Source organism: Mangrovicoccus sp. HB161399, from assembly GCF_013184745.1.
In the GTDB taxonomy this organism is placed as follows: domain Bacteria; phylum Pseudomonadota; class Alphaproteobacteria; order Rhodobacterales; family Rhodobacteraceae; genus Mangrovicoccus.
Genome location: NZ_JAATVU010000002.1, coordinates 74,519 through 97,901, shown reverse-complemented (window position 1 = coordinate 97,901; position 23,383 = coordinate 74,519). Strand labels below are relative to the sequence as shown.

The following is a 23,383-nucleotide window of genomic DNA, read 5'->3' as shown; positions in this document are numbered from 1 at the left end:
CCGGGCGACAACCTGAAGTTCACGGTCGAGCTGATCGCTCCGATCGCGATGGAAGAGAAGCTGCGCTTCGCCATCCGCGAAGGCGGCCGCACCGTCGGCGCAGGCGTCGTCTCCAAGATCATCGAGTAATCGGCGATCCATACGGGATGCGGGGCTTCGGCTCCGCATCCTTGCTTTTTAAGACCGGACGGCTTCGAAAGGGGAGAAACCCCCTTGCGAATCTGTCCGTTTCGCGCCAGAAGGCGCGACCCCCAAGACCTTCGGGAATGCATGTGGGGCGCATAATGACGTGCGCTCCACCTCTCGTTTCCTAAGCCGCGAAAGCAGATAACGATGCAAAGCCAAAACATTCGCATCCGGCTGAAGGCGTTTGACTACCGGGTTCTGGACGCCAGCACCCAGGAAATCGTCAATACCGCCAAGCGCACGGGCGCACAGGTGCGCGGGCCCATCCCGCTGCCGAACAAGATCGAGAAATTCACGGTTCTCCGCGGTCCGCACGTCGACAAGAAGTCGCGCGACCAGTTCGAGATCCGCACGCACAAGCGCCTGCTCGATATCGTCGATCCGACTCCCCAGACCGTGGACGCGCTGATGAAGCTCGACCTGGCTGCCGGCGTCGACGTCGAGATCAAGGTGTAAGGAGGGTATAGGACTATGCGCTCCGGAATTATCGCCAAGAAGGTGGGCATGACCCGCCTGTTCATGGAAGACGGCCGCCAGATCCCGGTGACCGTGCTTCAGCTCGACGCCCTGCAGGTGGTTGCTCAGCGCACCGCCGACAAGGACGGCTACTCTGCAGTCCAGCTCGGCGCCGGCACTGCAAAGGCCAAGCGCGTCTCCAAGGCCATGCGCGGCCATTTCGCGGCTGCTTCGGTTGCTCCGAAGCGCAAGCTGGTCGAATTCCGCGTCGATCCCGAGAACCTGATCGAGATCGGGGCCGAGATCTCTGCCGAGCACTATGTTGCCGGCCAGAAGGTCGACGTCTCGGGCACCTCGATCGGTAAGGGCTTCGCCGGTGCCATGAAGCGGCACAACTTCGGCGGCCTGCGCGCATCGCACGGCGTGTCGATCTCGCACCGTTCGCACGGTTCCACCGGCCAGTGCCAGGACCCGGGCAAGGTGTTCAAGGGCAAGAAGATGGCCGGTCACATGGGTGCTGCCCGTGTCACCACCCAGAACCTGGAAGTCGTCCGCACCGACGCCGACCGTGGCCTGATCATGGTCAAGGGCGCCGTCCCGGGCTCCAAGGGTGGCTGGGTCACCGTCAAGGACGCCGTCAAGAAGAAGCTGCCGGAAGGCGTGCCGTTCCCGGCCGCTCTGAAAGCTGCGGAAGCTGTGGCCGCTGAGGCCCCCGCCGAGGCTCCGGCCGAAGGAGGGAATGAATAATGAAAGCTCCCGTTATCAAGCTCGACGCTGGTGAAGCCGGCGAAGTCGATCTGAACGACGACATCTTCGGCCTGGAGCCGCGTGCGGACATCCTGCACCGCGTGGTCCGCTGGCAGCGTGCGCGCATGCAGCAGGGCACCCACAAGGTGAAGACCCGGTCCGAGACCAGCTACTCGACCAAGAAGATCGTGCGCCAGAAAGGCTCTGGCGGCGCCCGTCACGGCGACCGCAACGCACCGATCTTCCGCGGCGGCGGCATCTACAAGGGTCCGACCCCGCGCAGCCACGCCCACGACTTGCCGAAGAAATTCCGCAAGCTCGGCCTGAAGCACGCGCTGAGCGCGAAGCAGAAGGCAGGCGAACTGATCGTGATCGAGGACGCCAACCTCGCCGAAGCAAAGACCAAGCTGCTTGCAGCTGCCGTCAAGAACCTCGGCTGGAAGCGTGCGCTGATCATCGACGGTGCGGCAGTCAACGAGAACTTCGCCAAGGCCGCGGCCAACATCGAAGGTGTCGATGTTCTGCCGAGCCAGGGCGCCAACGTGTACGATATCCTGAAGCGTGACACCCTGGTCGTCACGAAGGCAGGACTCGAAGCTCTGGAGGCTCGCCTGAAATGAGCGTGAAGCCGGAACATTACGACATCGTCCGTCGTCCGATCATCACCGAGAAGGCCACCATGGCCTCCGAGGCCAACGCAGTCGTGTTCGAAGTCCACATCGACGCGACTAAGCCGCAGGTCAAGGAAGCTGTCGAGAACCTCTTCGGCGTCAAGGTGAAGGCCGTGAACACGACCATCACCAAGGGCAAGGTCAAGCGCTTCCGCGGCATGCTGGGCAAGCGCAAGGACGTCAAGAAGGCCTATGTGACCCTCGAAGAGGGCAACACGATCGACGTATCCACCGGTCTCTGACCCGGACGTCCTTCGGGCCAAGCCATGAGGAAAGCCCCCGCAGCCGCGGGGGCTTTTTCATGTCCGGACGCCATTTCCGCGCTATGTCCGTGGGCGGGGCCGGAAGGGAGGCGGACGTGCTGGCACGGATCAGGCGCTGGATCATTGAGGGCGTGAAGGTGCCGGAGGACCGGACCGAACCCGGCGAAGCGGCGCTCCGGCTCTACGGCCGGATGGCCGCTCTCGACGGGGACCCGTTCCTCCAGGTCGTGGACTGGAAGCTGCGGCTGATCTCGGTGTTCGACGAGCTGAAATACGACAGGGCCGACGCCGACATCCTTTCTCCGGGAATGCGGCGGCATGCGCTGGCCAAGCTTGCGCCGCTGGGCTTCCGCCAGGTTTCCGGCACGGCGATCCGGCATGTTGAGGCGGACGTGAACGTGATCATGCCGAAATTCCATGCCCTGGGCGCGTCGCCCTTCGACGCCACGCGGCACAGTCCGAAGCGCCTGTGCGATTTCTACCTGCTGACCCCGACGCAGGCGGCCTGCCGGCTGATCGACACCTGTCCCACCGGCGAAGCCGTCGCGCGCATCAAGGCGCTCGTGGCCAAGCATCCGGTCAACGTGCTGCGCATCGGCGATTTCCTGGAGGACCGGGAGGCCCACCGGGCCTTTGAGGGGGCGATCGGGCACTTGCGCTATGTCCAGAGGAAAGCCATAGAGAGCACGGATTTGCGGCATCGGCGCGGTCTTGGCTGAAAGCTTCGGCCAGCCGGGACTCTGCTATGGACGCGGTGTCACCTCTCTGTTAAATGCGGCGGACCTGAACGGCCTCGGATTCGCTCCGGGGCCTCAGTTTTTGAATTCGGGCACCTACGGGGGCCTTCACTACTGGGACCTACGGGGCCCTCTAACAACGGAAGACAGAAACTATGGCACTCAAGTCGTACAAACCGACGACGCCTGGCCAGCGCGGGCTGGTTCTGATCGACCGTTCGGAGCTTTGGAAAGGGCGTCCGGTCAAATCCCTCACTGAGGGTCTGACCAAGTCGGGCGGCCGGAACAACACCGGACGGATCACCTCTCGCCGTCGTGGCGGCGGCGCGAAGCGTCTCTACCGCGTCGTCGATTTCAAGCGTCGCAAATTCGATGTGGCGGCAACCGTCGAGCGGATCGAATACGACCCGAACCGGACCGCCTTCATCGCGCTGATCAAGTACGAAGACGGCGAGCAGGCCTACATCCTCGCGCCCCAGCGTCTCGGCGTCGGCGACAAGGTCGTGGCCTCTGCCAAGGCAGACATCAAGCCGGGCAACGCAATGCCGTTCTCCGGCCTGCCGATCGGCACGATCGTCCACAACATCGAGATGAAGCCCGGCAAAGGCGGCCAGATCGCACGCGCTGCAGGCACCTACGCCCAGTTCGTCGGCCGTGACGGCGGCTACGCCCAGATCCGCCTGTCCTCGGGCGAACTGCGTCTGGTCCGCCAGGAATGCATGGCCACCGTTGGTGCCGTGTCCAACCCGGACAACTCGAACCAGAACTTCGGCAAGGCCGGTCGCATGCGCCACAAGGGCATCCGTCCGTCCGTCCGCGGTGTCGTCATGAACCCGATCGACCACCCGCACGGTGGTGGTGAAGGCCGCACCTCCGGTGGCCGCACCCCGGTTACCCCGTGGGGCAAGGACACCAAGGGCATGCGCACCCGCAACACCAACAAGGCGTCGCAGAAGCTCATCATCCGCTCGCGTCACGCCAAGAAGAAGGGCCGCTAATCCATGGCACGCTCCGTTTGGAAAGGGCCTTTCGTGGACGCTTACGTCCTCAAGAAGGCCGAAAAGTCCCGGGAATCCGGGCGCAACGAAGTCATCAAGATCTGGTCGCGCCGTTCGACGATCCTGCCGCAGTTCGTTGGTCTCACCTTCGGCGTGTACAATGGCCACAAGCATATCCCGGTGAACGTCACCGAGGACATGATCGGCCAGAAGTTCGGTGAATATTCTCCGACCCGGACCTATTACGGTCACGCGGCGGACAAGAAAGCGAAGCGGAAATAAGCCATGGGCAAGGAAAAGAATCCCCGCCGCGTGGCTGAGAACGAGGCAATGGCGAAAGTCCGCATGCTTCGCACCAGCCCGCAGAAACTGAACCTCGTCGCGCAGCTGATCCGCGGCAAGAAGGTCGAGAAGGCCCTGGCCGACCTCACCTTCTCCGAGAAGCGGATCGCGGCAGACGTCAAGAAGTGCCTGCAATCGGCCATCGCCAACGCAGAGAACAACCACAACCTCGATGTGGATGAGCTCGTCGTGGCAGAAGCCTTCGTCGGCAAGAACCTGGTCATGAAGCGTGGCCGTCCGCGGGCGCGTGGCCGTTACGGCCGCATCATGAAGCCGTTCAGCGAGCTGACCATCAAGGTCCGCCAGGTCGAGGAGCAAGCCTAATGGGACATAAAGTCAATCCGATCGGCATGCGCCTCCAGGTCAACCGCACCTGGGACAGCCGCTGGTACGCAGACACCAAGGACTACGGCGACCTTCTTCTCGAGGACATCAAGATCCGCGAGTTCATCAAGAAGGAATGCAAGCAGGCCGGCGTCAGCCGCGTGATCATCGAGCGCCCGCACAAGAAGTGCCGGGTGACCGTGCACACTGCGCGCCCGGGCGTCATCATCGGCAAGAAAGGCGCGGACATCGAAGTCCTGCGCAAGAAGCTGGCCGCGATGACTGCCTCCGAGCTGCATCTGAACATCGTCGAAGTCCGCAAGCCGGAACTCGACGCGCAGCTGGTTGCCGAATCCATCGCCCAGCAGCTGGAGCGCCGGGTGTCCTTCCGCCGTGCCATGAAGCGCTCGGTGCAGAACGCCATGCGCATGGGCTCGCTCGGCATCCGCGTGAACGTCGCCGGCCGTCTGGGCGGCGCCGAGATCGCGCGCACCGAGTGGTACCGCGAGGGCCGCGTTCCGCTGCACACGCTGCGGGCCGACATCGACTACGCAACCGCCGAAGCCATGACGCCCTACGGCATCATCGGCATCAAGGTCTGGATCTTCAAAGGCGAGATCATGGAGCATGATCCGTCCGCGCGGGATCGCAAGGCCCAGGAGCTGCAGGACGGTCCGTCCCCCCGCGGCGCCGGTGGTGATCGTCGTCGCAACCGCGACAACGACCGGTAAGGAATAAGAAAATGCTTCAGCCAAAGCGTACGAAATTCCGCAAGCAGTTCAAGGGCCGCATCCATGGCGAAGCCAAGGGTGGGTCCGATCTGGCCTTCGGTCACTACGGTCTGAAAGCGGTTGAGCCCGAGCGCGTCACCGCCCGCCAGATCGAGGCAGCCCGCCGTGCCATGACGCGTCACATGAAGCGTCAGGGCCGCGTCTGGATCCGGATCTTCCCGGACCTGCCCGTGACCTCCAAGCCCACCGAAGTCCGGATGGGTAAAGGCAAGGGTTCGGTCGATTACTGGGCCTGCAAGGTCAAGCCGGGCCGGGTGATGTTCGAGCTGGAAGGCGTTCCGGAGGCAACCGCCCGCGAGGCGCTGCGTCTGGCCGCCATGAAGCTGCCGATCAAGACCCGCGTCGTGGTCCGCGAGGACTGGTAAGACCGGATCGCGCAAGCGAGACAGTTCAGGGCCCCTGCCGAGCGATCGGCGGGGGCCTTTTCATTGCGGCCTGACCGAAATCATGGGGCCGGAAAGGATGGCCCGGCGAGTTTCCCCAAGTGATTGCCGTCCGTGTCCCTTTTCCGAGATCGGCCGGACCCCGCAGGCCCCTTTCACGGAAGAGATCGGCCCCGAGGCTTTCCGGCGGGAGGTCCTTACCGGCGTTGCGGCAGGCTCCGCCCTTCCGGCCATAGGCTGGCTGACCGACTTGCTGAAATGGGCAGGACTGCTCCAGGTCGCGGCATCGGCTGTGGTTGGCATGGGCCTGGTTGCCTTCGGACTGGCCGCTATCTTGATATTCCCGCGCAGCATTGCGCGCCTGAACCAGGCCATCCTGGCGCGGCAAAGGCGGGTGCTCGTGCGCGAACCGGACAAGCTGGGAAGGCCGGAAAATCTCCACATGTTCCGTGAGCCGGTCTCCCAGGTCTCCAAGATCGGCTCGGCGCTTCCTGCTGCGGTCTTGGCCTCTTGGGCATTCGTCCCCGGGAGCATCCGGGTGCTGGTCGCCGATCCGCCGCCGGTCTTGGCGCCACGCTGGTCCGATGCTGATTGGCACATGGAGGCCATCCGGGGCGGAGGCACGCTTCGGGCTGCGGGTTTCTTCCTCCACTTGCTTTGCAAAACGGGCCGGTGCCTCCGGCCGCTGCTTCGCCGGGTGCCGACCGATGGCTGACAAGCCTCTCGCCCGCGCGGCGCCGCTGGGCTAGAGAACGGCCATGGCCCAGATCGATTCTCTCTTCGTCACCCGTCTCTACCGCGCCCGCCTCACCGAGCTGGGGCATGACATCGACCCGCGCGAGCTGGAAAATTCCTGCTACGTCATCGCCGAGGATGACGAGGCCGGCCAACAATGGTGCGAGGAGAACGGCTATCCCGGCTACACCTCCTATGCCTCGCTGACCGATCTGCCCTGGCGCTTCCCGATCTTCGCCGAGGTGAAGAAGGCGCTCGACGCCCATGTCGCGGCTTTTGCCGAAGACCTGGAATTCGACCTGGGCGAGGGCAGGCTGGAGCTGGAGGACCTCTGGATCAACATTCTGCCCGAGGGCGGCATGCATGCGTCGCACCTGCACCCGCATTCGGTAATCTCCGGCACGACCTATGTCGCGATGCCGGACGGCGCATCGGCACTGAAGCTCGAAGACCCGCGCTCCGCCCGGATGATGGCCGCGCCCGCGCGGAAGAAGGGCTGCCGCGAGGATCTGCGGACCTTCGTCTACGCGAAGCCCGCGGTGGGCGATGTCCTGCTGTGGGAAAGCTGGCTGCGCCACGAAGTCCCGATGAACATGTCCGAGGACGAGCGCATCTCGGTTAGCTTCAACTACAAGTGGGTCTGACCCGCGCCTGGGCGCGGATGCAGACCGCTTGCGCGCTCCGGCACAGACTCCGCCCCTGACAGCGGGCTGGGAGGCGGCCTATCTAGGGAACAGCCTGCGCCATGTAAGGCGCGCGAAAGGAAGTCCCATGAAGAAGATCGGTTTTCTGTCCTTCGGGCATTGGAGCCCGGATCCCGGCTCGCAGGTGCGGTCCGCGTCCGACGTGCTGCTGCAATCCATCGACCTCGCCGTGGCTGCCGAGGGGCTCGGCCTCGACGGCGCCTATTTCCGCGTCCATCACTATGCGCGGCAGCTTGCCTCGCCCTTCCCGCTGCTCGCGGCGGTCGGCGCGCGGACCTCGAAGATCGAGATCGGCACCGGCGTCATCGACATGCGCTACGAGAACCCGCTCTACATGGTGGAAGACGCGGGATCGGCGGACCTGATCGCCGGCGGGCGGCTGCAGCTCGGCATCTCGCGCGGCTCGCCCGAGCAGGTGATCGACGGCTGGAAATACTTCGGCTACGGCCCGGGCGAGGGCGAGAGCCCTGCCGACATGGCGCGGCGCCACACAGAGGTCTTCCTGCACATGCTGAAGGGCGAGGGCTTCGCAGAGCCGAACCCGCAGCCGATGTTCCCCAACCCGCCGGGCCTGCTGCGGCTCGAGCCGCAGAGCCCCGGGCTGCGCGACCGCATCTGGTGGGGCGCGGGGTCGGATGCGACGGCGGTCTGGGCGGCGAAGCTCGGCATGAACCTGCAGAGTTCGACGCTGAAGGATGACGAGACCGGCGAACCCTTCCATGTCCAGCAAGCGAAGCAGATCCGGGCCTACAAGGCCGCCTGGAAGGAAGCCGGCCACAAGCGCGAGCCGCGGACCTCGGTCAGCCGGTCGATCTTCGCGATCACCAACGATCTGGACCGGCGCTATTTCGGCGGCGGGCGCAAGGAGCGCGACCAATTCGGCTTCATCGACCAGACCCGCTCCGTCTTCGGCCGCGGCTATGCGGACGAGCCCGACCGGCTGATCGACCAGCTGGCAAGGGACGAAGCGATCGCAGAGGCGGACACGCTGCTGCTGACGGTGCCTAACATGCTGGGCGTCGACTACAACGCCCATGTGATCGAAAGCATCCTGACCCATGTCGCTCCGGCCCTCGGCTGGCGCTGACCCAGCCCGACCGCGCGGGCGCCCCGGCGCTCACGCGGATTTCTGGATGCCGCCGCTCAGATAGGAGGTCAGCGCGTCCTCGCTGAGCGGGCGCGAATAGACGTAGCCCTGGAGCATGTCGCAGCCGGCCTGGCGCAGGATGGCGATCTGCTCCTCGGTTTCGACGCCCTCGGCGATGGTCTTGATCCCGAGCGTTTCGGCAATCTCCACGATGGCGCGCAGCAGGTTCTTCGCCCGGTCGTCGCGCGCCACCGGCATGACGATGCGGCGGTCGATCTTCAGCGCCTGCGGGGCGATTTCCATCAGCCCGATGATCGAGGCATGGCCCGAGCCGAAATCGTCGATCTCGATCTCGATCCCGGCTTCGCGGATCATGTCGACATGGAACTTGAAGGCGTCGCTTTCCTCCTCGACCAGGATCGATTCCAGCAGTTCGAACGCCACCTTGGTCTCGCCGTCCAGGAGCGACCGCGCCATGTCGACGACATCCGGGTCGTGCATCCGTCCCGAGCTGACATTGAAGCTGATCTTCGGGATGACCAGCCCCTTGGCGCGCCAGCGCTTCAGCGCGTCGCGGGATTTCAGCATCATGATGCGGTCGATTTCCGGCACCAGCCGCAGCTGCTCCGCGACATGCATGAAATCGCCTGGCACCAGCACGCCGCGTTCTGGGTGGTTCCAGCGCAGCAGCGTCTCCACCCCGACGAGGCTGCCGTCGCGGGCCGTGACCTGGGGCTGGAAATAGGGGACGAACTCGTCCCGCTCCATGCCGGCATGGATCTCGCTGGCCAGGCGGCGGTCGTTGAGGATGCCCTGGTGCAGATCGGTGGTGAAGAATTCCATCCGGTTGCGGCCGCCGTCCTTGGCCTTGTAGAGCGCGGCATCGGCGAAGAGCTGCAGTTCCGGGCCGAGCGCGGTCAGGTTGTCGGTATGGGCGATGCCGAAGCTGGCGCCGAAGCGGCAGAGGCGGCCGTCATAGACCAGCGGCTCGGCCAGCTTGACCTGGATGCGCTCCACGATCTCGCGGGCATTCTCCTCGGTCATGCCGGGGGCGAGGATGATCGAGAACTCGTCGCCGCCGATGCGCGAGGCGAAGTCCTCGCCGCGCAGGCAGTTGCGCAGCACTTCTGCCACCCGCATCAGCACAAGATCGCCCGCCTCGTGCCCCAGCGTGTCGTTGACATACTTGAAGTGGTCAAGATCGACGCGGATCAGCACGCAGTCGCGCACCTTCGAATTCTGCGCGTAGTCCAGCCGCTTGGCCATCATGTTGTCGTAGTAGCGCCGGTTCGGCAGGCCGGTCAGCCCGTCATGCAGCGCCTGCCGCTCGTTCTCGGCGCGCATCGTCTCGGCCAGCTCGTGGGCGCGGCGCAGCTCGGCCTCCCGCAGCACGTCGGCCGTGACGTCATGCATCGCCCCGGTCCAGATGATGGAGCCGTCCTCCTCCTGCCGGGGGATGGAGGAGGCCGAGAGCCAAAGCAGCCCGCGCGTCGGATGATGCAGGCGGAACCGGACCTTCCATTGGGACATGGTCCGGGCGCTGTCGTCGATCGTGGTGATGACGGTGGGCAGGTCCTGCGGATCGATCCGGCGGAAGACGCCCTCCGTGCCGCTGCCCTCGATTTCTGTGATGCCCAGAAGCTCCTCGAAGCGGCGGCTGGCATAGGGCAGGTCCTGGCTGCCGTCGGGTTTGCGGCGGAATTCGTAGAGCCCGACTGGCGCGATGTCGGCGATCATGCTCAGCCGGTTATGCGCCTTGTGGACCTCGGCGGCCGCTTCGGCGGCGAGATACTCGATCTCCAGCCGCTCGGTGATGTCCATGATGTTGCCGTACCAGACGACGGACCCGTCCTCGTGCCGGGCCGGGCTGGCGCTGCACAGCAGCCAGCGCAGCCCGCGTTCGGGATGCTGCAGGCTGAAGCGGATCTCGACCTGGTCGGTGAATTCGTCCAGCTCGCCGAAGAACCGGTTGGTGATCTGCTCGGCTTCCTCCGGGGAGATGTTGGCGAAAATCGCATAGGCGTCGGCGGCCATATCCCCGCTGCTGACGCCGACGAGCTCGGGCAGCTTGGCGTTGAAGTAGCGCCATTCCGCACTGCGGTCGGGATGCAGCAGCAGCTCGAACAGCGCGCCGGGCGAGTTCTCGGCGATGGTGTTCAGCCGGTCGTGTGCCGCCTTGGCCTCGTCGCCGGCCTCGCGCGCGCGGCGCTCGACCTCCAGCTCCTCGGTGACGTCGAGCGTGTTGCCGAACCAGGTGGTCGAGCCGTCCTCGTTGTCGTAGGGCAGCGCCTTGACCAGGATCCAGCGCAACCCGCGCGTGGGATGGTCGATGCGGTGCTGGTATTCGAAGACCTGCTTGCTCGCGCGGGCCCGCTCGACCAGCCGCTTGGCCTCGGGCACGTCTTCGGGGCGGATGTTGGTGTAGATCGCCTTGCCGTTGGCAGCCAGCGCCTCGGGATCGACCCCCATGATGTCGGGCAGGGCCGCGCTGAAATAGTGGAAGTCCATCCTGCCGTCCGGATAGGACTGGTATTCGAAGAGCGCGCCGGGCGCGCGGTTCGCCAGGACGTTCAGCCGGTCGACGGCCTGCCGCGCCTCCTCGGCGGCATTGGCCAGCCGGGTCTCGCTGGCCCGCTGGGCGTCGATATTGAAGATCGCCCCGGCCAGAACGAAGGGCAGACCCTGCGCCGCGCGGTCGATCTTGCGCGCCACGACGCGGTACCAGTGGTAGCTCCCGTCCCAGTGGCGCAGCCGGTTGACGATGTCGTAGACATCGATCTTGCCGGCGAAGAGCGCCTCCATCTCGTCGATCGCGGCGCCGATGTCGTCGGGATGGTGCAGTGCGCGCCAGCCGGCATCGGTGCAGGGGAAGCCGCCCGGTTCGTAGCCGAGCAGCCGGTAGGTCAGGTCCGGCGCGACGCCTTCTCCGAGCTCGGGATAGATCATGAAATGGCCGACCTGCCCGGATTCGGAGGTCAGGGCCATCACCTCCTCGCGCAGCAGCGCGGTGGCTGTGGCGTCCTGCGCCGCCTCGAGCGCCCTTGCGAGCTGGCGCTCGTTTTCCTTCAGCGCGTCGATCCGGGTATGCGCCCCGGCAAAGAACGGTGGCAGGCCCTCTACGCTGCGGTCGATCTTGCGGCCGACGAAACGGTACCAGTGATAGCTGCCGTCGGCATGCAGGATGCGCATCTCGCTTTCGTAGATGCCGCGCTCGCCATGCAGCAGCCCCTTGAGCCGGTGGCGCGCATCGTCGATGTCCTCGGGGTGGACGAGCTTCCCCCAGCCCTCGAAATCCGGGACGAAGGCGCCCGGCTCGTAGCCGAGCTGGCGGAAGCCCTCGTCCTCCATCCAGGCATCGCCGGGCTCGATGCCGATCCGCCAGGCGCCGATCTCGCCGCATTTGGCGGCGATGCCCAGCATCTCGGCATTGGCCTTGGCGGCTTGGCGCGCGGATTCCGCATCCTGGAGCGCATCGGCCAGCCGTGCCTCGTAGGCCTTGCGCACCGAAATGTCGACCAAGCTGCCGCAGACCATGCCCGGCATGCTGCCCGCGGCGTTGTCGACATGCTTTCCCACCGAGGAAATCCAGCACCAGCTGCCGTCGCGGCGGCGCAGGCGGAGATCGTGGGACATCTCGCGCCGGCGGCCGGACAGCAGTTCCTCGAAGGCGGCCGTCGCCGCGCTCCGGTCGTCGGGATGCATCAGCCCTTCCATTTCCGTGCCGCGGATGCGGAAGGAGCTGCTGTAGCCCAGGAGCGTCCCCAGATGCGGGCCGACCTCTTCCTCGCCGGTGGAGGGAATGATGTACCAGGGAACGACATTGCTGCTTTCCGATGCGACGCGCTGGAGCGCCATGCGGTATTGCAGCCGCTTGCGCGACTTCTCGGTTTCGTCGCGGGCCGCCCGGGCGTCATCGACCGCGCCGCGCAGCGCCTCTTCGGCGCGCTTGCGGGCGGTGATGTCCATGGTGATGCCGCAGATCAGGTCCGGCCGTCCCTCGCCGCCGCCCGACCCGAGCATGGGCCGCGCCTCGGAGGAGAACCACATCCAGGTGCCGTCGCGGTGGCGCTTGCGGTAGTCGACATGCGAGCGTTCCGACCGGCCCTCCACCAGCGCGCCGAGCGCCTCGCGCACGGAGGCCGCGTCATCGGGATGGACGTCGCCCTGCATGTTGCTGATCGGCTGGGTCAGATCCTCATCGGAGTAGCCGAGCGCGAGCCGCGGCGGCATCGTGTAGGTCACCAGCCCGGTCGCCGGGTCGAAATGCCAGGCGACGGCGCCGCCGGCCTCGGTGGCGATGCGCAGCATCTCGCCGTTGCGCTCGACCTCTGCCCGGGCAGACTGCGCCGAGACCAGCGCGTTGCGCAGCCGTTCCGCCGAAGCCTTCCGGCGGTCGATGTCGATCAGGCTGCCGCACAGCATCGGCGGCAGGCCGTCGCCCTCGACCTTGCGCGAGGAGGCCTCGAACCACTTGTAGCGGCCGTCGCGGCAGCGCAGGCGGTATTCGAACCGGACCTGGCTGCTGCGGTCGCGGATCAGGTCCTCCACCGCGGCGAGCGACATCCCGATATCGTCCGGATGCACCTGGCTGCGCAGCCAGAGCGAGTCGATCTGGGTTTCGAAGGGCGCGTAGCCGAGGAGGCTGTAGAAGCTGTCGGTGGCCCAGAACTTGCGGCTGTCGAGCTGCAGGTACCATTGGCCGAAGCTGGCGGTCGCGGCCGCATCGTTGAGCACCCGGTAATGGTCCTCGCGCGGCAGCGGCGCCGGTTCGCGGGCGCCCTCCGCAGGGGGGCGGCCGTTGCCGCAGGGCGGCTGCAGTTCCAGCATCGCGAGCCCGCCGTCGCCGCCATGGCCCAGCGGCGTGAACACGCAGTCGAAATAGCGCTCGCTCCCGTCGCCCAGCCGGAAGGCGGCGCTGCTGCTTTCGGCGGAGCCTTCCTCGACCAGGCGCGCCTGGGCCGCGGCGATCATCTCGCCGAAGCCGGGGCTGCAGAACTCTCCGGGCTGGCGTCCGGCGAGGTCCTGCGGCGGGTATCCCAGCGCCGCGGCCATGGCGGCGTTTGCGCTGAGGATGCGGCCGTCCGGAGCGACAAGGCAGGCCGGGCCGGGCAGATCCTGCACGACGCGGCTGTATTGTTGCAGACCGTCTTCCATTCACACACCAGCGCAGCTGTTAAGGCACAGGTCAGGAATGGGCCGAAAAGCCTAACCCAAACTTGAAGTCCGGGCGGTCGTTAAAGTTCGAAATTCTTTTCGCGGCGCCGGGCGCCCTCAGAGGTCTATGAGTACCGTCTTGGTCTTCAGGCTGGACAGATAGGCCTCGCGGCCGAGGTCCTTGCCCAGCCCGCTGGCCTTCCAGCCGCCGGTGGGCAGGATGTGGTCGCGGGTCCGGCCGTAGCGGTTGACCCAGACCGTGCCGGCCTCCAGCTGCCGCGTCAGCCGCATCGCGCGGCTGAGATCGCGGGTATAGAGCCCGGCGCAGAGCCCGTAGGTCGGGTGCGAGGCCAGCGCCATCGCCTCTTCCTCGGTATCGAAGGCCTGGAGCGTCGCCACCGGGCCGAAGATTTCCTCGGTGATCGCCGGCGAGGCGGCATCGACGCCGCCGATCAGGGTCGGGCGGTAGAAGCTGCCCGCGCGGTCGAAGCGGGCGCCGCCGCAGAGGATCTCGGCGCCCTTCGACACTGCCGCGCCGACGATGCCGTCGATCCGCGACAGCTGCTTTTCCGAGATGATCGGCGAGAAGCCGGCCGGGTCCTCCCAGGTGGCGGCGGGGGCGGGGCGCGCGAAGCGCTCTGCCAGCTTCGCGGCCAGCTCGTCTGCGATCTCGCGCTGGACCAGTATGCGCGACCCGGCGACGCAGAACTGGCCGGCATTCGGAAGGATGCCCTTTTCCAGGCAGTCGAGAACGACCTCCATGTCGGCATCGGCGAAGACCACCTGCGGGGATTTCCCGCCCAGCTCCAGCGTCATCGGCTTGATGCCTCTGCGCGCGATGTTCTCCATTATCTGGCTGCCCGCGCGCGTCGAGCCGGTGAAGCTGACCTTGTCGATGCCGGGATGCGCGACCAGCGCGGCACCGGTCACCGGCCCGTCGCCGAGCACGATGTTGACCAGGCCCGCCGGGATGCCCGCCTTCACCGACAGCGCCGCGACGTAGAGCGTGGAATACGGCGTCATTTCAGAGGGTTTCAGCACGACGGCATTGCCCGCGGCCAGCGCGGGGCCGAGCTTCCACGCAGCCATCGACAGCGGGAAGTTCCAGGGCGTGATCGCGCCGACGACGCCATAGGGCTGGGCGGAGATGAAGCCCATCTGGGTGTCGGCCGTCGGCACCAGCGTGCCGGCCTCCTTGTCGGCGAATTCCGCGAAGAAGCGGATCTGCTCGGCGGTCGAGGCCACGTCGCCTGCAAGTGCCTGCGCCACCGGGCGCGAGGAGGCGACGGCCTCGATCCGCGCGATGGTTTCGGCCTCCGCTTCGATCAGGTCGGCCCAGGCATGCATGGCGCGGATCCGCGCGCGCGGCTGCCAGCCGGCCCAGCCCGAGGATTTCAGCGCGTCGCGGGCGGCTAAGACCGCGCGGTCGACCAGATCGGCATCCGCCTTCGGGATCGGCGGCAGGGCGCGGCCATCCGAGGGCGCGGCGAGATCGAGCGCCGCCTCGCCGGTGACGAACTCTCCGCCGATGAAATGCGCGGTGGGCAGGCTCAGGGCGGCAGGGTCGAAAGCGAGGGTCATCTTGCGCTCCGGTGTGGGGTTGCGGTCTTCCTTTTCCTAGCGCCGGAGATCGTCGGCGCCTATTGCCCCGGCGGGCTGGCCCGGTCAAAAGCCGGGGCTGGACCTACGCGGCCGTCCGGACCGGCGGTTCCCGTGGCGGCTTCCGCGGGGCGCTGCTGCGAGGAAGCGCATCTGGCGGCTAGATGCGCTTCCGGCAATTCTGCGGGTTTCTCCAAGGAAGCAGGCGGCAGTCATGCGTGCAGCGATGGGTGCGGACTTTCGTCGGCGGCTTGCGGTCCCGCGGCGCCCGTCGGACCGCCCGGCATGGAGCCCGAGCCTGTTTGCGTGCCAGCTGGGGCAGGCGGCGATCTGAGATCATGCTGCAGCCTCGCCGCGCGGTGGCCGTGCGGTCCTGGGAGGGGGCAGGCCCGGAAAGGCCCGCCCGGTTCGGTCACGCAGAGCGTCGGCGCAGGGCGGCAAGGCCCGCAAGGCCGGCCACTGCCAGCGGCAGGCCCGCCGGCAGCGGCACCGGAGTCGTGGCCGGCATTTCGGTAACGCTGAGGCGGTTCATCTCGATCATTTCGGCCCAGAAAAAAAGCGATGGGGGACCAAGGTTGACGTGTGCGACTGGAATGCCCCCCGCGCCGGTCGCGTAATTGTTCACGGAAACATGGAATTGGAAAAGGCAGTTCTGGGAGATGCAGAAAACATAGTCCATGTAGGACTGGTCGAGCGTCAGCGTCGGGACTGTCGGCGTGGTGTAGAATTGATCGATGCTAACCACATCCATTTCCGGCGAGTATGTCAACGGCTCGCCAGGCGCCAAGTAGAAGCCGTTGCTGAACGTGAGGCTGCGGTTGACGACATTGATGAGGCTGTTGCCATCGGTGTCGAGATCGGCGGTCACAATGGTGGTGACGGTCAAGGGGATGGCATTCGGATACCCCAAATCGACATCGAACTCGTAGGACACTTGGTAGGTGGCGGCTTCGGCAAGGGGGGACACCGCCATGAGTGCGGCGGCAAGTACTGGTAACTTCATGATTATCTCCACTAACTTTCGTCTTGGTCGGCCTGCGGGGCATCGAGGCCGGTGTGTTTGCTCGCGGCATGGACCGATGGCGCGCCGAGGCGAGGGCGCGGTCTGGCCGGGTCTCTGCCGCCCGGTCCGGGCAGGGGCGGGCCCGCCCGGTGCGGTCATGCAGGACGGCGGCGCAGGGCGGCGAGGCCGACAAGGCCGGTCATGGCCAGCGGCAGGCCGGCCGGCAGCGGAATTGGCGTCGTGGCCAGAATTTGGGTGATGCCGAGGCGGTCCATGTCGTTTCCGCTACGAAGTATCGGCTGGTAGAGATAGAATGGCAGTGCAACCAAATCGGCAAACATTTGGGATTGGGAGTCCAATATGTTCCTTTGAAGGGCGAAATGACTGCTGCAGATGGTCCCGCTGCCGAAGCAGAAAATATAGTTCATTTCGGACAGGTCGAGCGTTAGTATCTTTGACGAAGACGAGAAAATGCTTGGAATGTACTCAACCCGATCCGACGTCGGAATCCAAAAATCTGGCGCGCCTTGGAACAAGTCCTCGCCGCTGCTGAACGTGAGGCTCTGGTTGACGACATTGATTAGGGTGTTTCCATCGGTATCGACATCGGCCGTAAACGTGGCGGTGACAGTTTCAATGCCGCCCAATCCGTCTATGAACTCGTATGAGACGGCGTAGGTGCCGGCGCTGGCAATGGGGGCTGCCGCCATAAGCGCGGCTGCAAGTACTGGTAACTTCATCATTGGCTCCACTAATTTTCCCAGCTTAGCAGTCCGGTAAAATCTGTGGAGTTGAAAAATATACAATGACATGATTTTTCTGCAAAGTGTTGACGCTTTGCGAGTCCAGCCTCTGGGTCAGGCCCGGCACCGAAGGACTTGGGGCAAGAGCCTCGATTGATGCCGGCTGTCCGGAAAGCCGCAGTCCTTGTCTGCCGTGCGGAGGGGGAGGGCTTGGTTCTGCATCGCCGGATCGGACCTGCCCGCCGACTGTGCATCTGAACGTTTGGATGGCTCTGGCGCAGCGGTCCGGAGGCTGCGGGCTTGCCTTCGGCGGCGCAGTCTGCTCAATCATGTATATACATAACGAGGACCGAGATGCCCGACGACTCTCTCCTGCGCCCAGAGCTCGGTGCGCTTGCCCCCTACAATGCCGGCCTGACGATCGAGGAGATTGCCGCGCGTCCCGGAGTGACGCGGATCGCCAAGCTGGGCTCGAACGAGAACCTGCACGGCGCGTCGCCCAAGGTGGCGGCGGCGCTGGAGGCGGCGGCGCGTGCGACGCATCTCTATCCCGACCCGCAGGGGCGGCGGCTGGCGGCTCGGATCGGCGAGATGCTGGGCGTGCCTGCGGACTGGGTGGTGCTGGGCGACGGTTCCGAGGATCTGCTGAACGTGCTCGCGCGGGCCGTGCTGCGGCCGGGCGACAAGGTGGTCACGCTCTACCCGTCCTTCCCGCTGCACGAGGACTACGCCCTGATGATGGGCGCGGAGGTCGTGCGGATCGGCGTGACGCCCGAGGGCCGTGTCGATGTCGATGCGCTGGTGGCGGCCATGGCGGAGCGGGTGCGGGTGGTGCTGATCGCCAATCCGATGAACCCTGCGGGGGCGTGGCTCGACCCGGCGGCGCTGGAGCGGGTGCTGGCGGCGCAGCGGCCCGGAACGCTGCTGGTGATGGACGAGGCCTATGTCGAATATGCCGCCCATGGCGATTTCCGCTCGGCGGCAGAGGGGCTTGGCACGCATGAGCTGCCGCTCATGGTTCTGCGGACCTTCTCCAAGGCATGGGGGCTGGCGGCGCTGCGCATCGGCTTCGGCGCGACCAACGACGCGGAGCTGCGCCGCGGGCTCGACCTGGTGCGGACGCCGTTCAACACCAGCCATCTGGCGCAGGTCGCGGCGCTGGCGGCGCTGGAGGACCCGGCGCACATGGAAGCGGGCGTCGCCGCGACGGTGGCGGAGCGGGACCGGCTGGCGGCGGAACTGGCGGGCAGGGGCCTGCGGGTGATGCCGTCGCTCGGGAATTTCCTGTTCGTCGATGTCGGGCGGCCCTCGGCGGAGGTCTCGTCGCGGCTCCTCGATCGCGGGGTGATCGTCAAGCCGTGGAAGCAGCCGGGCTATGAAAGCTGGCTGCGCGTCTCCATCGGCCTGCCCGAAGACAGCGCGCAGTTCCTCGCGGCGCTGGACGCGGTGATCTAGCTCTCCGGCGGGACGAGCGCGGCCCCGAGCGACGCGAGGTGCGCGTCGGTCATGGCGCGGATCGCCGGGGCGACGGGACGGGCGCGGGGATAGGCCGGCGCCGCCCGGTCGTCGGTGACCGGTCGGTCCCAGCCGTCGGTGGTGGCGAAGAAGTTGGCGACGCCCGCCTCGCCGAAATGGTGCTGGTAGCCCTCGACCACCACGTCGAGATAGCTCGCCAGGATCGTGCCGCTGCCCTCGGCGGCGCGGTGGTCAGCGGATACGGAATAGACCTGCACCGGCTCCGCGATGCGCTCGTCGGTCATCTGCGCGGTGACATGGCTGCGTTCATAGGCATATTCGCGGGCGTCGAGCGCCGACCAGTCGCCGCCCGGCACCTGCGCGACCAGCCCGTCGATGGCGCTGCCGGGGCAGGGGCGGGCGGAGAGGAAGGCGACCGGGCGGATCGTGGTCAGGCACCATTCCCGCCGCCAGCCGTCGAGCCGCGCGGCGCGCAGCGGGCGGTTGCCGTGGGTCAGGTGGTTGACCAGGGACCCGTAGCCGAAGAACCAGCCCATCTCAGTCCTTTCCCTTCATCAGCAGGCTGCGCTTGCGCGCCACCGTTTCGCGTTCATGCCGCTCGAGCCCCTTGCGGAAGGATTGCTCGACGAAGTCGATATGTGCCACCGCGGCGGCCTCGGCAGCGGCCGGATCGCCCGCGAGGATCGCCTCGCCGATGGCCAGGTGCTGCTCGACCAGAACGTCGCCCGAGCCGTCGATCGAATGCAGGAAATGGCGGTTGTAGAACACGCCCTGCCGGGTCAGCTGGAAGATCGAGCCCATCATGTGGATCAGGGTGCGGTTGTGGCTGGCATCGACCACCGCGGAATGGAAGGCGATGTCGGCCTCGCGGGATCCCTGGTCGTCGGCATCGATCCAGGTCTGCCGCAGCCTGTCCATGCAGGCGCGGATGAGGTCGCGGTCGGTCGGCGTGGCGCGCTCGGCGGCCAGCCGGGCGGCGAAGGCCTCCTGCGTGCGGCGGTATTCGAGATAGTCGAAGAAGGCCCCCGGATGGCGGGCATAGAGGTCGATCAGGGCGGGCGACATCGCCTGTCCGGTCAGCGGTGCCACGATGGTTCCCTCGCCATGGCGCGTCACGATCAGTCCGGCCTCCTCCAGCCGCTTCAATGCCTCGCGCAGCTTCGGCCGCGACACGTCCATCAGTTCCGAGAGGTTCCGCTCGGACGGCAGGCGGGTGCCTTCCTTGAGAATCCCCGCAACCAGCATGTCCTCGATTTGCGCGACGACCGAGTCGGCGACCGAGTCATGGTCCACGGGTTCGAAGAGCTGTTCCGACGTCATGTTGCGGGCCTGCGGTGAAGATCCAGCGTTGAGGTCAAGCGACTATCCCACAGGCGGCGCGGGCATTTCCATCGCAAAACGCGGCCAGTCATGCGATTTTCCGTGATCCGGTATGTGATATGGTTGTGGCTAGTGAAACTTACCTAGCGTTTACATGGCCTTAAACGTTTGACATTTTCGGGATGTCTTCGTTATGGAGGCGTCAGGGGTGTGTAAGGTTGCCGCATCGCCCGGAATCCGGGTTCTCGCATGTGATGGTCAACTTTATGAACCACTCAGAGGGGGGTGCGGGAAGGCGCCCGTCATTCGCGGCGCCCGGACGGGCGCCGGTACGCTTTTGGAGGAGCATATGATGAAATCCCTTATCGGCCTCGCGGCCGCTGTCGGCGTGCTTGCCGCACCGATGGCCGAAGCCGCCGACAAGCTGCTGCTGAAGACCCCGGTCGCGTTCTCGACCGCCCTGCCGGGCCTCGGCACGCCGCTGCCGCGCGTCGCCGAACAGCTGGAGCTGATGTCCGGCGGCACGCTGCAGATGCGCATCTACGAGCCGGGCAAGCTGGTTCCGCCCTTCGAGATCCTCGACGCGGTCTCCACCGGCAAGGTGAACTCGGGCTACACGATCTCGGGCTACTGGGCAGGCAAGATGCCGGCCTCGCCGATCTTCTCGGCGGTTCCCTTCGGCCCGGATGCGGGCGAATTCATGGCCTGGATGTTCTACGGCAACGGCCTGAAGCTGTACCAGGAAATGTATGACGAGGGCGGCTACAATGTCACCGTCATCCCCTGCGCGCTGAACGCGCCGGAAACCGCCGGCTGGTTCGCCGAGGAGATCAACTCCCCCGAGGACCTGCAGGGGCTGAAGATCCGCTTCTACGGCCTCGGCGGCAAGGTGCTGGAAAAGATGGGCGCAGCCGTGTCGCTGATCCCGGGCGGCGAGATCTTCCCGTCGCTGGAGAAGGGCGCCATCGAGGCGACCGAATTCTCCATGCCGGCCGTGGACACCCGCCTGGGCTTCTCCAAGCTGGTGAAGTACAACTACTTCCCCGGCTGGCACCAGCAGGCGACCTTCTTCGAGCTGCTGGTGAACAAGGACGTCTACAACGAGATGTCCGAGCAGCACAAAGCGATCCTGCAGAATGCCTGCAAGGCCTCGCTGGCCGACAGCTTCGCCGAGGGCGAGGCGTCCCAGTTCGCCGTCATGAACGACAATGTCGAGAACAACGGCGTGACGATCGAGCAGTGGTCGCCGGAAATGCTGGCCGCCTTCGAGGCTGCCTGGGACGAGGTTGCCGCCGAGGAGGCAGCGAACGACCCGTTCTTCGCCAAGGTCTGGGCCGACCTGTCGGAATTCCGCGACGGCTACGAGGTGTGGAAGGTCAACGCCTTCCTGCCGCGGAAGTGATCCGCCGCGCGTGAGACGACTTTTCCGGGGCGCCTGAGGCGCCCCGGTCCGTGTTTCCGGTCCGGCCCGCCGCAAAGGAGGCCGCCATCTTTCATGACGCAGAGCATCCCCGGCGCCAGGCCGGGGCAGAGGGACGAGGACGACGCGCGATGCAAGGCTATCAACAGGAAGACCGGCTGGCGGATCCCGTCGGCACCTACGAGGGGCTGCTCGAGCACCCGGACATCGACGACCAGCCGGTCGCCAAGGCGATCGAGGCCGGGGTGAAGACCGTCGGCCATGTGGTGATGCTGGCCAATGTCCTGCTGGTGCTCGCGATCGTGTCCCAGGTGGTGATGCGCTATGCCTTCAACATGAACTTCCCCAAGCTCGACGAGCTGCAATGGCATCTCTACGGGCTGGTCACCATGGTCGGCATCTCCTACGCGCTGGTCACCGACAGCCATGTCCGCGTCGACCTGCTGCACATGCAGCTGAGCCGCCGCGCGCAGCGGGTGATCGAGGTGATCGGCATCCTCGCGCTGCTGGCGCCGTTCATCTGGCTGATGGTCGACCAGGGCTACGACTATTTCCACGAGAGCTTCCGCGTCAACGAGAGCTCGGACAGCCCCTCGGGCCTGCCCTACCGCTGGATCCTGAAATCGGTCATCCCGATCAGCTTCATCCTGCTGGGCCTCGCGGCGGCGGCGCGGCTGATCCATGACGTGCACGCGCTGATCTTCGGCGGTCCCTCCGAGCGGAAGGGCAAGGACCTGCGGATCATCCTGCTGGCCCTGCTGGCCTTCGCCGTCGCCGGCTATGCGCTGACCTTCCTCGTCGAATATACCGAGGAGAAGCTGGTCATCGCGATGTTCCTGACCTTCATCGCGCTGCTCTTCACCGGCTTCCCGGTGGCCTGGACGCTGGCGGGCGTCGGCGTGCTGTTCTGCGGCATCGCCTTCATGTACGACAACGACCTCTTCGGCTTCCCCGCGATGATCGGCTGGGACAGCTTCGAGGGCACGCTGACCGGGCTCGACTACCTGACCCTCGGCGCGACGGTGAACCGGATCTACGCCACCATGGCCAACCCGGTGATGGTCGCGCTGCCGATGTTCATCTTCATGGGGCTGATGCTGGACGAGTCCGGCGTGGCGGAAAAGCTGATGACCGCGATGCAGCGGCTCTTCGGCACCGTGCGCGGCGGCCTGGCGCTGACCGTGACTCTGATCGGCATCATCCTCGCCGCCTCCACCGGCATCATCGGCGCCTCGGTCGTGCTGCTGGGCGTGCTGTCGCTGCCCTCGATGATGGCGCAGAACTACTCGAAGCCGCTGGGCGCGGGCGTCGTCGCGGCCTCCGGGACGCTGGGCATCCTGATCCCGCCGTCGATCATGCTGGTGATCATGGCCGACCAGATGGCGCTGTCGGTCGGCGACCTGTTCATGGCCGCCGTCTTCCCGGGCGTGATCCTGGGCATTCTCTACCTCGTCTACATCTTCGTCATCGCGCTGGTGAAGCGTGACGTCGCCCCGGTTCCGGCCGGTGCCAAGGCGCCGGACTGGCAGGCGGTGAAGGACGTGGCGATCGCGGTCCTGCCGACGCTGGGCCTGATCCTCGCCGTGCTGGGGTCCATCTTCGCGGGCATCACGACGCCGACCGAGGCCTCGGGCGTCGGCGCGCTCGGCGCGACGCTGCTGGCAGTGCTCTACCGGAAATTCACCTTCCGCAAGCTCTGGAACGTCTGCAAGGCGACCTTCAATACAACCGCCTACATCTTCGCCATCTTCCTCGGCGCGACGGTCTTCTCCTTCGTGCTGCGCGAGCTCGGCGGCGATTTCCTGATCGAGGAGATGATCACCGGCGCGGGCTTCGGTCCGAACGGCACCGTCATCTTCATCCTGTTCATCGTCTTCCTGCTGGGGTTCGTGCTCGACTACATCGAGATCACGCTGATCGTGCTGCCGCTGATGGCGCCGGTCATCGCCGGCCTCGACCTGGCGATCCCGGGCTTCGGCGAGCTTGACGATGCCGCGCTGGTCTGGTTCGTCATCCTTGTCGCGGTGACATTGCAGACCTCGTTCCTGACCCCGCCCGTGGGCTTCGCGCTCTTCTACCTGAAGGGTGTCTGCCCCCCGGAAATCAAGCTGATGGACATCTACAAGGGCATCGTTCCCTTCGTGCTGCTGCAGCTTCTGGGCCTCGCGCTGGTCTTCCTGTGGCCCGCGCTCGCGACCTGGCTGCCATCGGTGGCCTACTGACACCTTCGAAAGGATGACGGCG

22 protein-coding genes and 1 pseudogene are annotated in these 23,383 nt (G+C 66.0%); 17 read left to right on the top strand and 6 right to left on the bottom strand.

Annotated elements, in window-relative coordinates:
• The 14 genes and pseudogenes from tuf to HCC78_RS01770 form a co-directional block, all read left to right on the top strand.
• Positions 1 to 129: pseudogene (gene tuf / locus HCC78_RS01835) on the top strand (elongation factor Tu); the annotation flags it as partial.
• 204 nt (positions 130 to 333) lie between these two features.
• Complete coding sequence (rpsJ, locus tag HCC78_RS01830) at positions 334 to 642, top strand: 30S ribosomal protein S10 (RefSeq protein ID WP_108261210.1); 309 nt, start codon at positions 334 to 336, stop codon at positions 640 to 642.
• Between the two features lie 15 nt (positions 643 to 657).
• The gene (gene rplC / locus HCC78_RS01825; RefSeq protein ID WP_172327025.1) at positions 658 to 1,389 is read left to right on the top strand and encodes a 50S ribosomal protein L3; all 732 of its coding nucleotides are present in this window, start codon (positions 658 to 660) and stop codon (positions 1,387 to 1,389) included.
• Positions 1,389 to 2,009, top strand: a complete 621-nt coding sequence (gene rplD / locus HCC78_RS01820; protein WP_172327024.1) for a 50S ribosomal protein L4 — start codon at positions 1,389 to 1,391, stop codon at positions 2,007 to 2,009. Before rplC ends, rplD begins: the two co-directional genes overlap by 1 nt.
• Positions 2,006 to 2,302: a 50S ribosomal protein L23 gene (locus HCC78_RS01815; protein WP_172327023.1), complete on the top strand. Its 297-nt coding sequence runs from the start codon at positions 2,006 to 2,008 to the stop codon at positions 2,300 to 2,302. Before rplD ends, HCC78_RS01815 begins: the two co-directional genes overlap by 4 nt.
• Before the next feature lie 116 nt (positions 2,303 to 2,418).
• A complete protein-coding gene (locus tag HCC78_RS01810) occupies positions 2,419 to 3,042 on the top strand; it encodes a hypothetical protein (RefSeq protein ID WP_172327022.1) in 624 nt (207 codons plus the stop codon).
• Positions 3,043 to 3,215: 173 nt separating this feature from the next.
• Positions 3,216 to 4,058 carry a 50S ribosomal protein L2 gene (gene rplB / locus HCC78_RS01805; protein ID WP_172327021.1) on the top strand — a complete coding sequence of 281 codons (843 nt, stop codon included), beginning with the start codon at positions 3,216 to 3,218 and terminating at the stop codon, positions 4,056 to 4,058.
• A 3-nt stretch (positions 4,059 to 4,061) separates the two neighbouring features.
• Positions 4,062 to 4,340, top strand: coding sequence for a 30S ribosomal protein S19 (gene rpsS / locus HCC78_RS01800; protein ID WP_172327020.1), 279 nt, complete (start codon positions 4,062 to 4,064; stop codon positions 4,338 to 4,340).
• 3 nt (positions 4,341 to 4,343) lie between these two features.
• Positions 4,344 to 4,724: a 50S ribosomal protein L22 gene (gene rplV, locus HCC78_RS01795; protein ID WP_172327019.1), complete on the top strand. Its 381-nt coding sequence runs from the start codon at positions 4,344 to 4,346 to the stop codon at positions 4,722 to 4,724.
• Complete coding sequence (rpsC, locus tag HCC78_RS01790) at positions 4,724 to 5,455, top strand: 30S ribosomal protein S3 (protein ID WP_172327018.1); 732 nt, start codon at positions 4,724 to 4,726, stop codon at positions 5,453 to 5,455. Before rplV ends, rpsC begins: the two co-directional genes overlap by 1 nt.
• Before the next feature lie 11 nt (positions 5,456 to 5,466).
• Positions 5,467 to 5,880 carry a 50S ribosomal protein L16 gene (gene rplP, locus HCC78_RS01785; protein ID WP_108261194.1) on the top strand — a complete coding sequence of 138 codons (414 nt, stop codon included), beginning with the start codon at positions 5,467 to 5,469 and terminating at the stop codon, positions 5,878 to 5,880.
• Between the two features lie 97 nt (positions 5,881 to 5,977).
• Entirely contained in the window at positions 5,978 to 6,613 is a 636-nt protein-coding gene (locus tag HCC78_RS01780) for a hypothetical protein (protein ID WP_172327017.1), read from the top strand.
• A gap of 43 nt (positions 6,614 to 6,656) precedes the next feature.
• Positions 6,657 to 7,277 carry a TIGR02466 family protein gene (locus HCC78_RS01775; RefSeq protein ID WP_172327016.1) on the top strand — a complete coding sequence of 207 codons (621 nt, stop codon included), beginning with the start codon at positions 6,657 to 6,659 and terminating at the stop codon, positions 7,275 to 7,277.
• Between the two features lie 127 nt (positions 7,278 to 7,404).
• Positions 7,405 to 8,424: an LLM class flavin-dependent oxidoreductase gene (locus HCC78_RS01770; RefSeq protein WP_172327015.1), complete on the top strand. Its 1,020-nt coding sequence runs from the start codon at positions 7,405 to 7,407 to the stop codon at positions 8,422 to 8,424.
• A 30-nt stretch (positions 8,425 to 8,454) separates the two neighbouring features.
• Here HCC78_RS01770 and HCC78_RS01765 read toward each other — a convergent pair whose 3' ends face one another.
• The 4 genes from HCC78_RS01765 to HCC78_RS01750 form a co-directional block, all read right to left on the bottom strand.
• Complete coding sequence (locus HCC78_RS01765; protein ID WP_172327014.1) at positions 8,455 to 13,578, bottom strand: PAS domain-containing protein; 5,124 nt, start codon at positions 13,576 to 13,578, stop codon at positions 8,455 to 8,457.
• A gap of 117 nt (positions 13,579 to 13,695) precedes the next feature.
• On the bottom strand, positions 13,696 to 15,159 hold the full coding sequence (locus HCC78_RS01760; protein ID WP_172327013.1) for an aldehyde dehydrogenase: 1,464 nt from the start codon (positions 15,157 to 15,159) through the stop codon (positions 13,696 to 13,698).
• Positions 15,160 to 15,589: 430 nt separating this feature from the next.
• Positions 15,590 to 16,180, bottom strand: coding sequence for a hypothetical protein (locus HCC78_RS01755; protein WP_172327012.1), 591 nt, complete (start codon positions 16,178 to 16,180; stop codon positions 15,590 to 15,592).
• A gap of 155 nt (positions 16,181 to 16,335) precedes the next feature.
• A complete protein-coding gene (locus HCC78_RS01750; protein WP_172327011.1) occupies positions 16,336 to 16,920 on the bottom strand; it encodes a VPLPA-CTERM sorting domain-containing protein in 585 nt (194 codons plus the stop codon).
• Positions 16,921 to 17,277: 357 nt separating this feature from the next.
• Here HCC78_RS01750 and hisC point away from each other — a divergent pair, with 357 nt between their 5' ends.
• Positions 17,278 to 18,378 (top strand): histidinol-phosphate transaminase, encoded by a 1,101-nt coding sequence (hisC, locus tag HCC78_RS01745; RefSeq protein ID WP_172327010.1) that lies wholly within the window; start codon positions 17,278 to 17,280, stop codon positions 18,376 to 18,378.
• On the opposite strand, the gene HCC78_RS01740 is transcribed toward hisC, so the two are convergent.
• Positions 18,375 to 18,935, bottom strand: a complete 561-nt coding sequence (locus tag HCC78_RS01740; RefSeq protein WP_172327009.1) for a gamma-glutamylcyclotransferase family protein — start codon at positions 18,933 to 18,935, stop codon at positions 18,375 to 18,377. The genes hisC and HCC78_RS01740 overlap by 4 nt on opposite strands.
• Before the next feature lies 1 nt (position 18,936).
• A complete protein-coding gene (locus HCC78_RS01735) occupies positions 18,937 to 19,719 on the bottom strand; it encodes a FadR/GntR family transcriptional regulator (RefSeq protein WP_172327008.1) in 783 nt (260 codons plus the stop codon).
• A 349-nt stretch (positions 19,720 to 20,068) separates the two neighbouring features.
• On the opposite strand from HCC78_RS01735, the gene HCC78_RS01730 reads away from it, so the two are divergent.
• Entirely contained in the window at positions 20,069 to 21,121 is a 1,053-nt protein-coding gene (locus HCC78_RS01730) for a TRAP transporter substrate-binding protein (protein WP_172327007.1), read from the top strand.
• A gap of 149 nt (positions 21,122 to 21,270) precedes the next feature.
• Entirely contained in the window at positions 21,271 to 23,361 is a 2,091-nt protein-coding gene (locus tag HCC78_RS01725) for a TRAP transporter large permease subunit (protein WP_172327006.1), read from the top strand.
• Positions 23,362 to 23,383: the final 22 nt, after the last annotated feature.

Excerpts from the sequence above, each read along its gene's own strand:
- HCC78_RS01730 (WP_172327007.1), top strand. The coding sequence starts at position 20,069 with ATGATGAAATCCCTTATCGGCCTCGCGGCCGCTGTCGGCGTGCTTGCC.
- rplP (WP_108261194.1), top strand. The coding sequence starts at position 5,467 with ATGCTTCAGCCAAAGCGTACGAAATTCCGCAAGCAGTTCAAGGGCCGC.
- HCC78_RS01740 (WP_172327009.1), bottom strand. The coding sequence starts at position 18,935 with ATGGGCTGGTTCTTCGGCTACGGGTCCCTGGTCAACCACCTGACCCAC.
- HCC78_RS01815 (WP_172327023.1), top strand. The coding sequence starts at position 2,006 with ATGAGCGTGAAGCCGGAACATTACGACATCGTCCGTCGTCCGATCATC.
- HCC78_RS01760 (WP_172327013.1), bottom strand. The coding sequence starts at position 15,159 with ATGACCCTCGCTTTCGACCCTGCCGCCCTGAGCCTGCCCACCGCGCAT.
- rplV (WP_172327019.1), top strand. The coding sequence starts at position 4,344 with ATGGGCAAGGAAAAGAATCCCCGCCGCGTGGCTGAGAACGAGGCAATG.
- rplB (WP_172327021.1), top strand. The coding sequence starts at position 3,216 with ATGGCACTCAAGTCGTACAAACCGACGACGCCTGGCCAGCGCGGGCTG.
- hisC (WP_172327010.1), top strand. The coding sequence starts at position 17,278 with ATGCCCGACGACTCTCTCCTGCGCCCAGAGCTCGGTGCGCTTGCCCCC.
- HCC78_RS01735 (WP_172327008.1), bottom strand. The coding sequence starts at position 19,719 with ATGACGTCGGAACAGCTCTTCGAACCCGTGGACCATGACTCGGTCGCC.
- rplC (WP_172327025.1), top strand. The coding sequence starts at position 658 with ATGCGCTCCGGAATTATCGCCAAGAAGGTGGGCATGACCCGCCTGTTC.
- HCC78_RS01750 (WP_172327011.1), bottom strand. The coding sequence starts at position 16,920 with ATGAAGTTACCAGTACTTGCAGCCGCGCTTATGGCGGCAGCCCCCATT.
- rplD (WP_172327024.1), top strand. The coding sequence starts at position 1,389 with ATGAAAGCTCCCGTTATCAAGCTCGACGCTGGTGAAGCCGGCGAAGTC.
- HCC78_RS01770 (WP_172327015.1), top strand. The coding sequence starts at position 7,405 with ATGAAGAAGATCGGTTTTCTGTCCTTCGGGCATTGGAGCCCGGATCCC.
- rpsS (WP_172327020.1), top strand. The coding sequence starts at position 4,062 with ATGGCACGCTCCGTTTGGAAAGGGCCTTTCGTGGACGCTTACGTCCTC.
- HCC78_RS01755 (WP_172327012.1), bottom strand. The coding sequence starts at position 16,180 with ATGAAGTTACCAGTACTTGCCGCCGCACTCATGGCGGTGTCCCCCCTT.
- rpsJ (WP_108261210.1), top strand. The coding sequence starts at position 334 with ATGCAAAGCCAAAACATTCGCATCCGGCTGAAGGCGTTTGACTACCGG.
- HCC78_RS01725 (WP_172327006.1), top strand. The coding sequence starts at position 21,271 with ATGCAAGGCTATCAACAGGAAGACCGGCTGGCGGATCCCGTCGGCACC.
- HCC78_RS01780 (WP_172327017.1), top strand. The coding sequence starts at position 5,978 with ATGGCCCGGCGAGTTTCCCCAAGTGATTGCCGTCCGTGTCCCTTTTCC.
- rpsC (WP_172327018.1), top strand. The coding sequence starts at position 4,724 with ATGGGACATAAAGTCAATCCGATCGGCATGCGCCTCCAGGTCAACCGC.
- HCC78_RS01775 (WP_172327016.1), top strand. The coding sequence starts at position 6,657 with ATGGCCCAGATCGATTCTCTCTTCGTCACCCGTCTCTACCGCGCCCGC.
- HCC78_RS01765 (WP_172327014.1), bottom strand. The coding sequence starts at position 13,578 with ATGGAAGACGGTCTGCAACAATACAGCCGCGTCGTGCAGGATCTGCCC.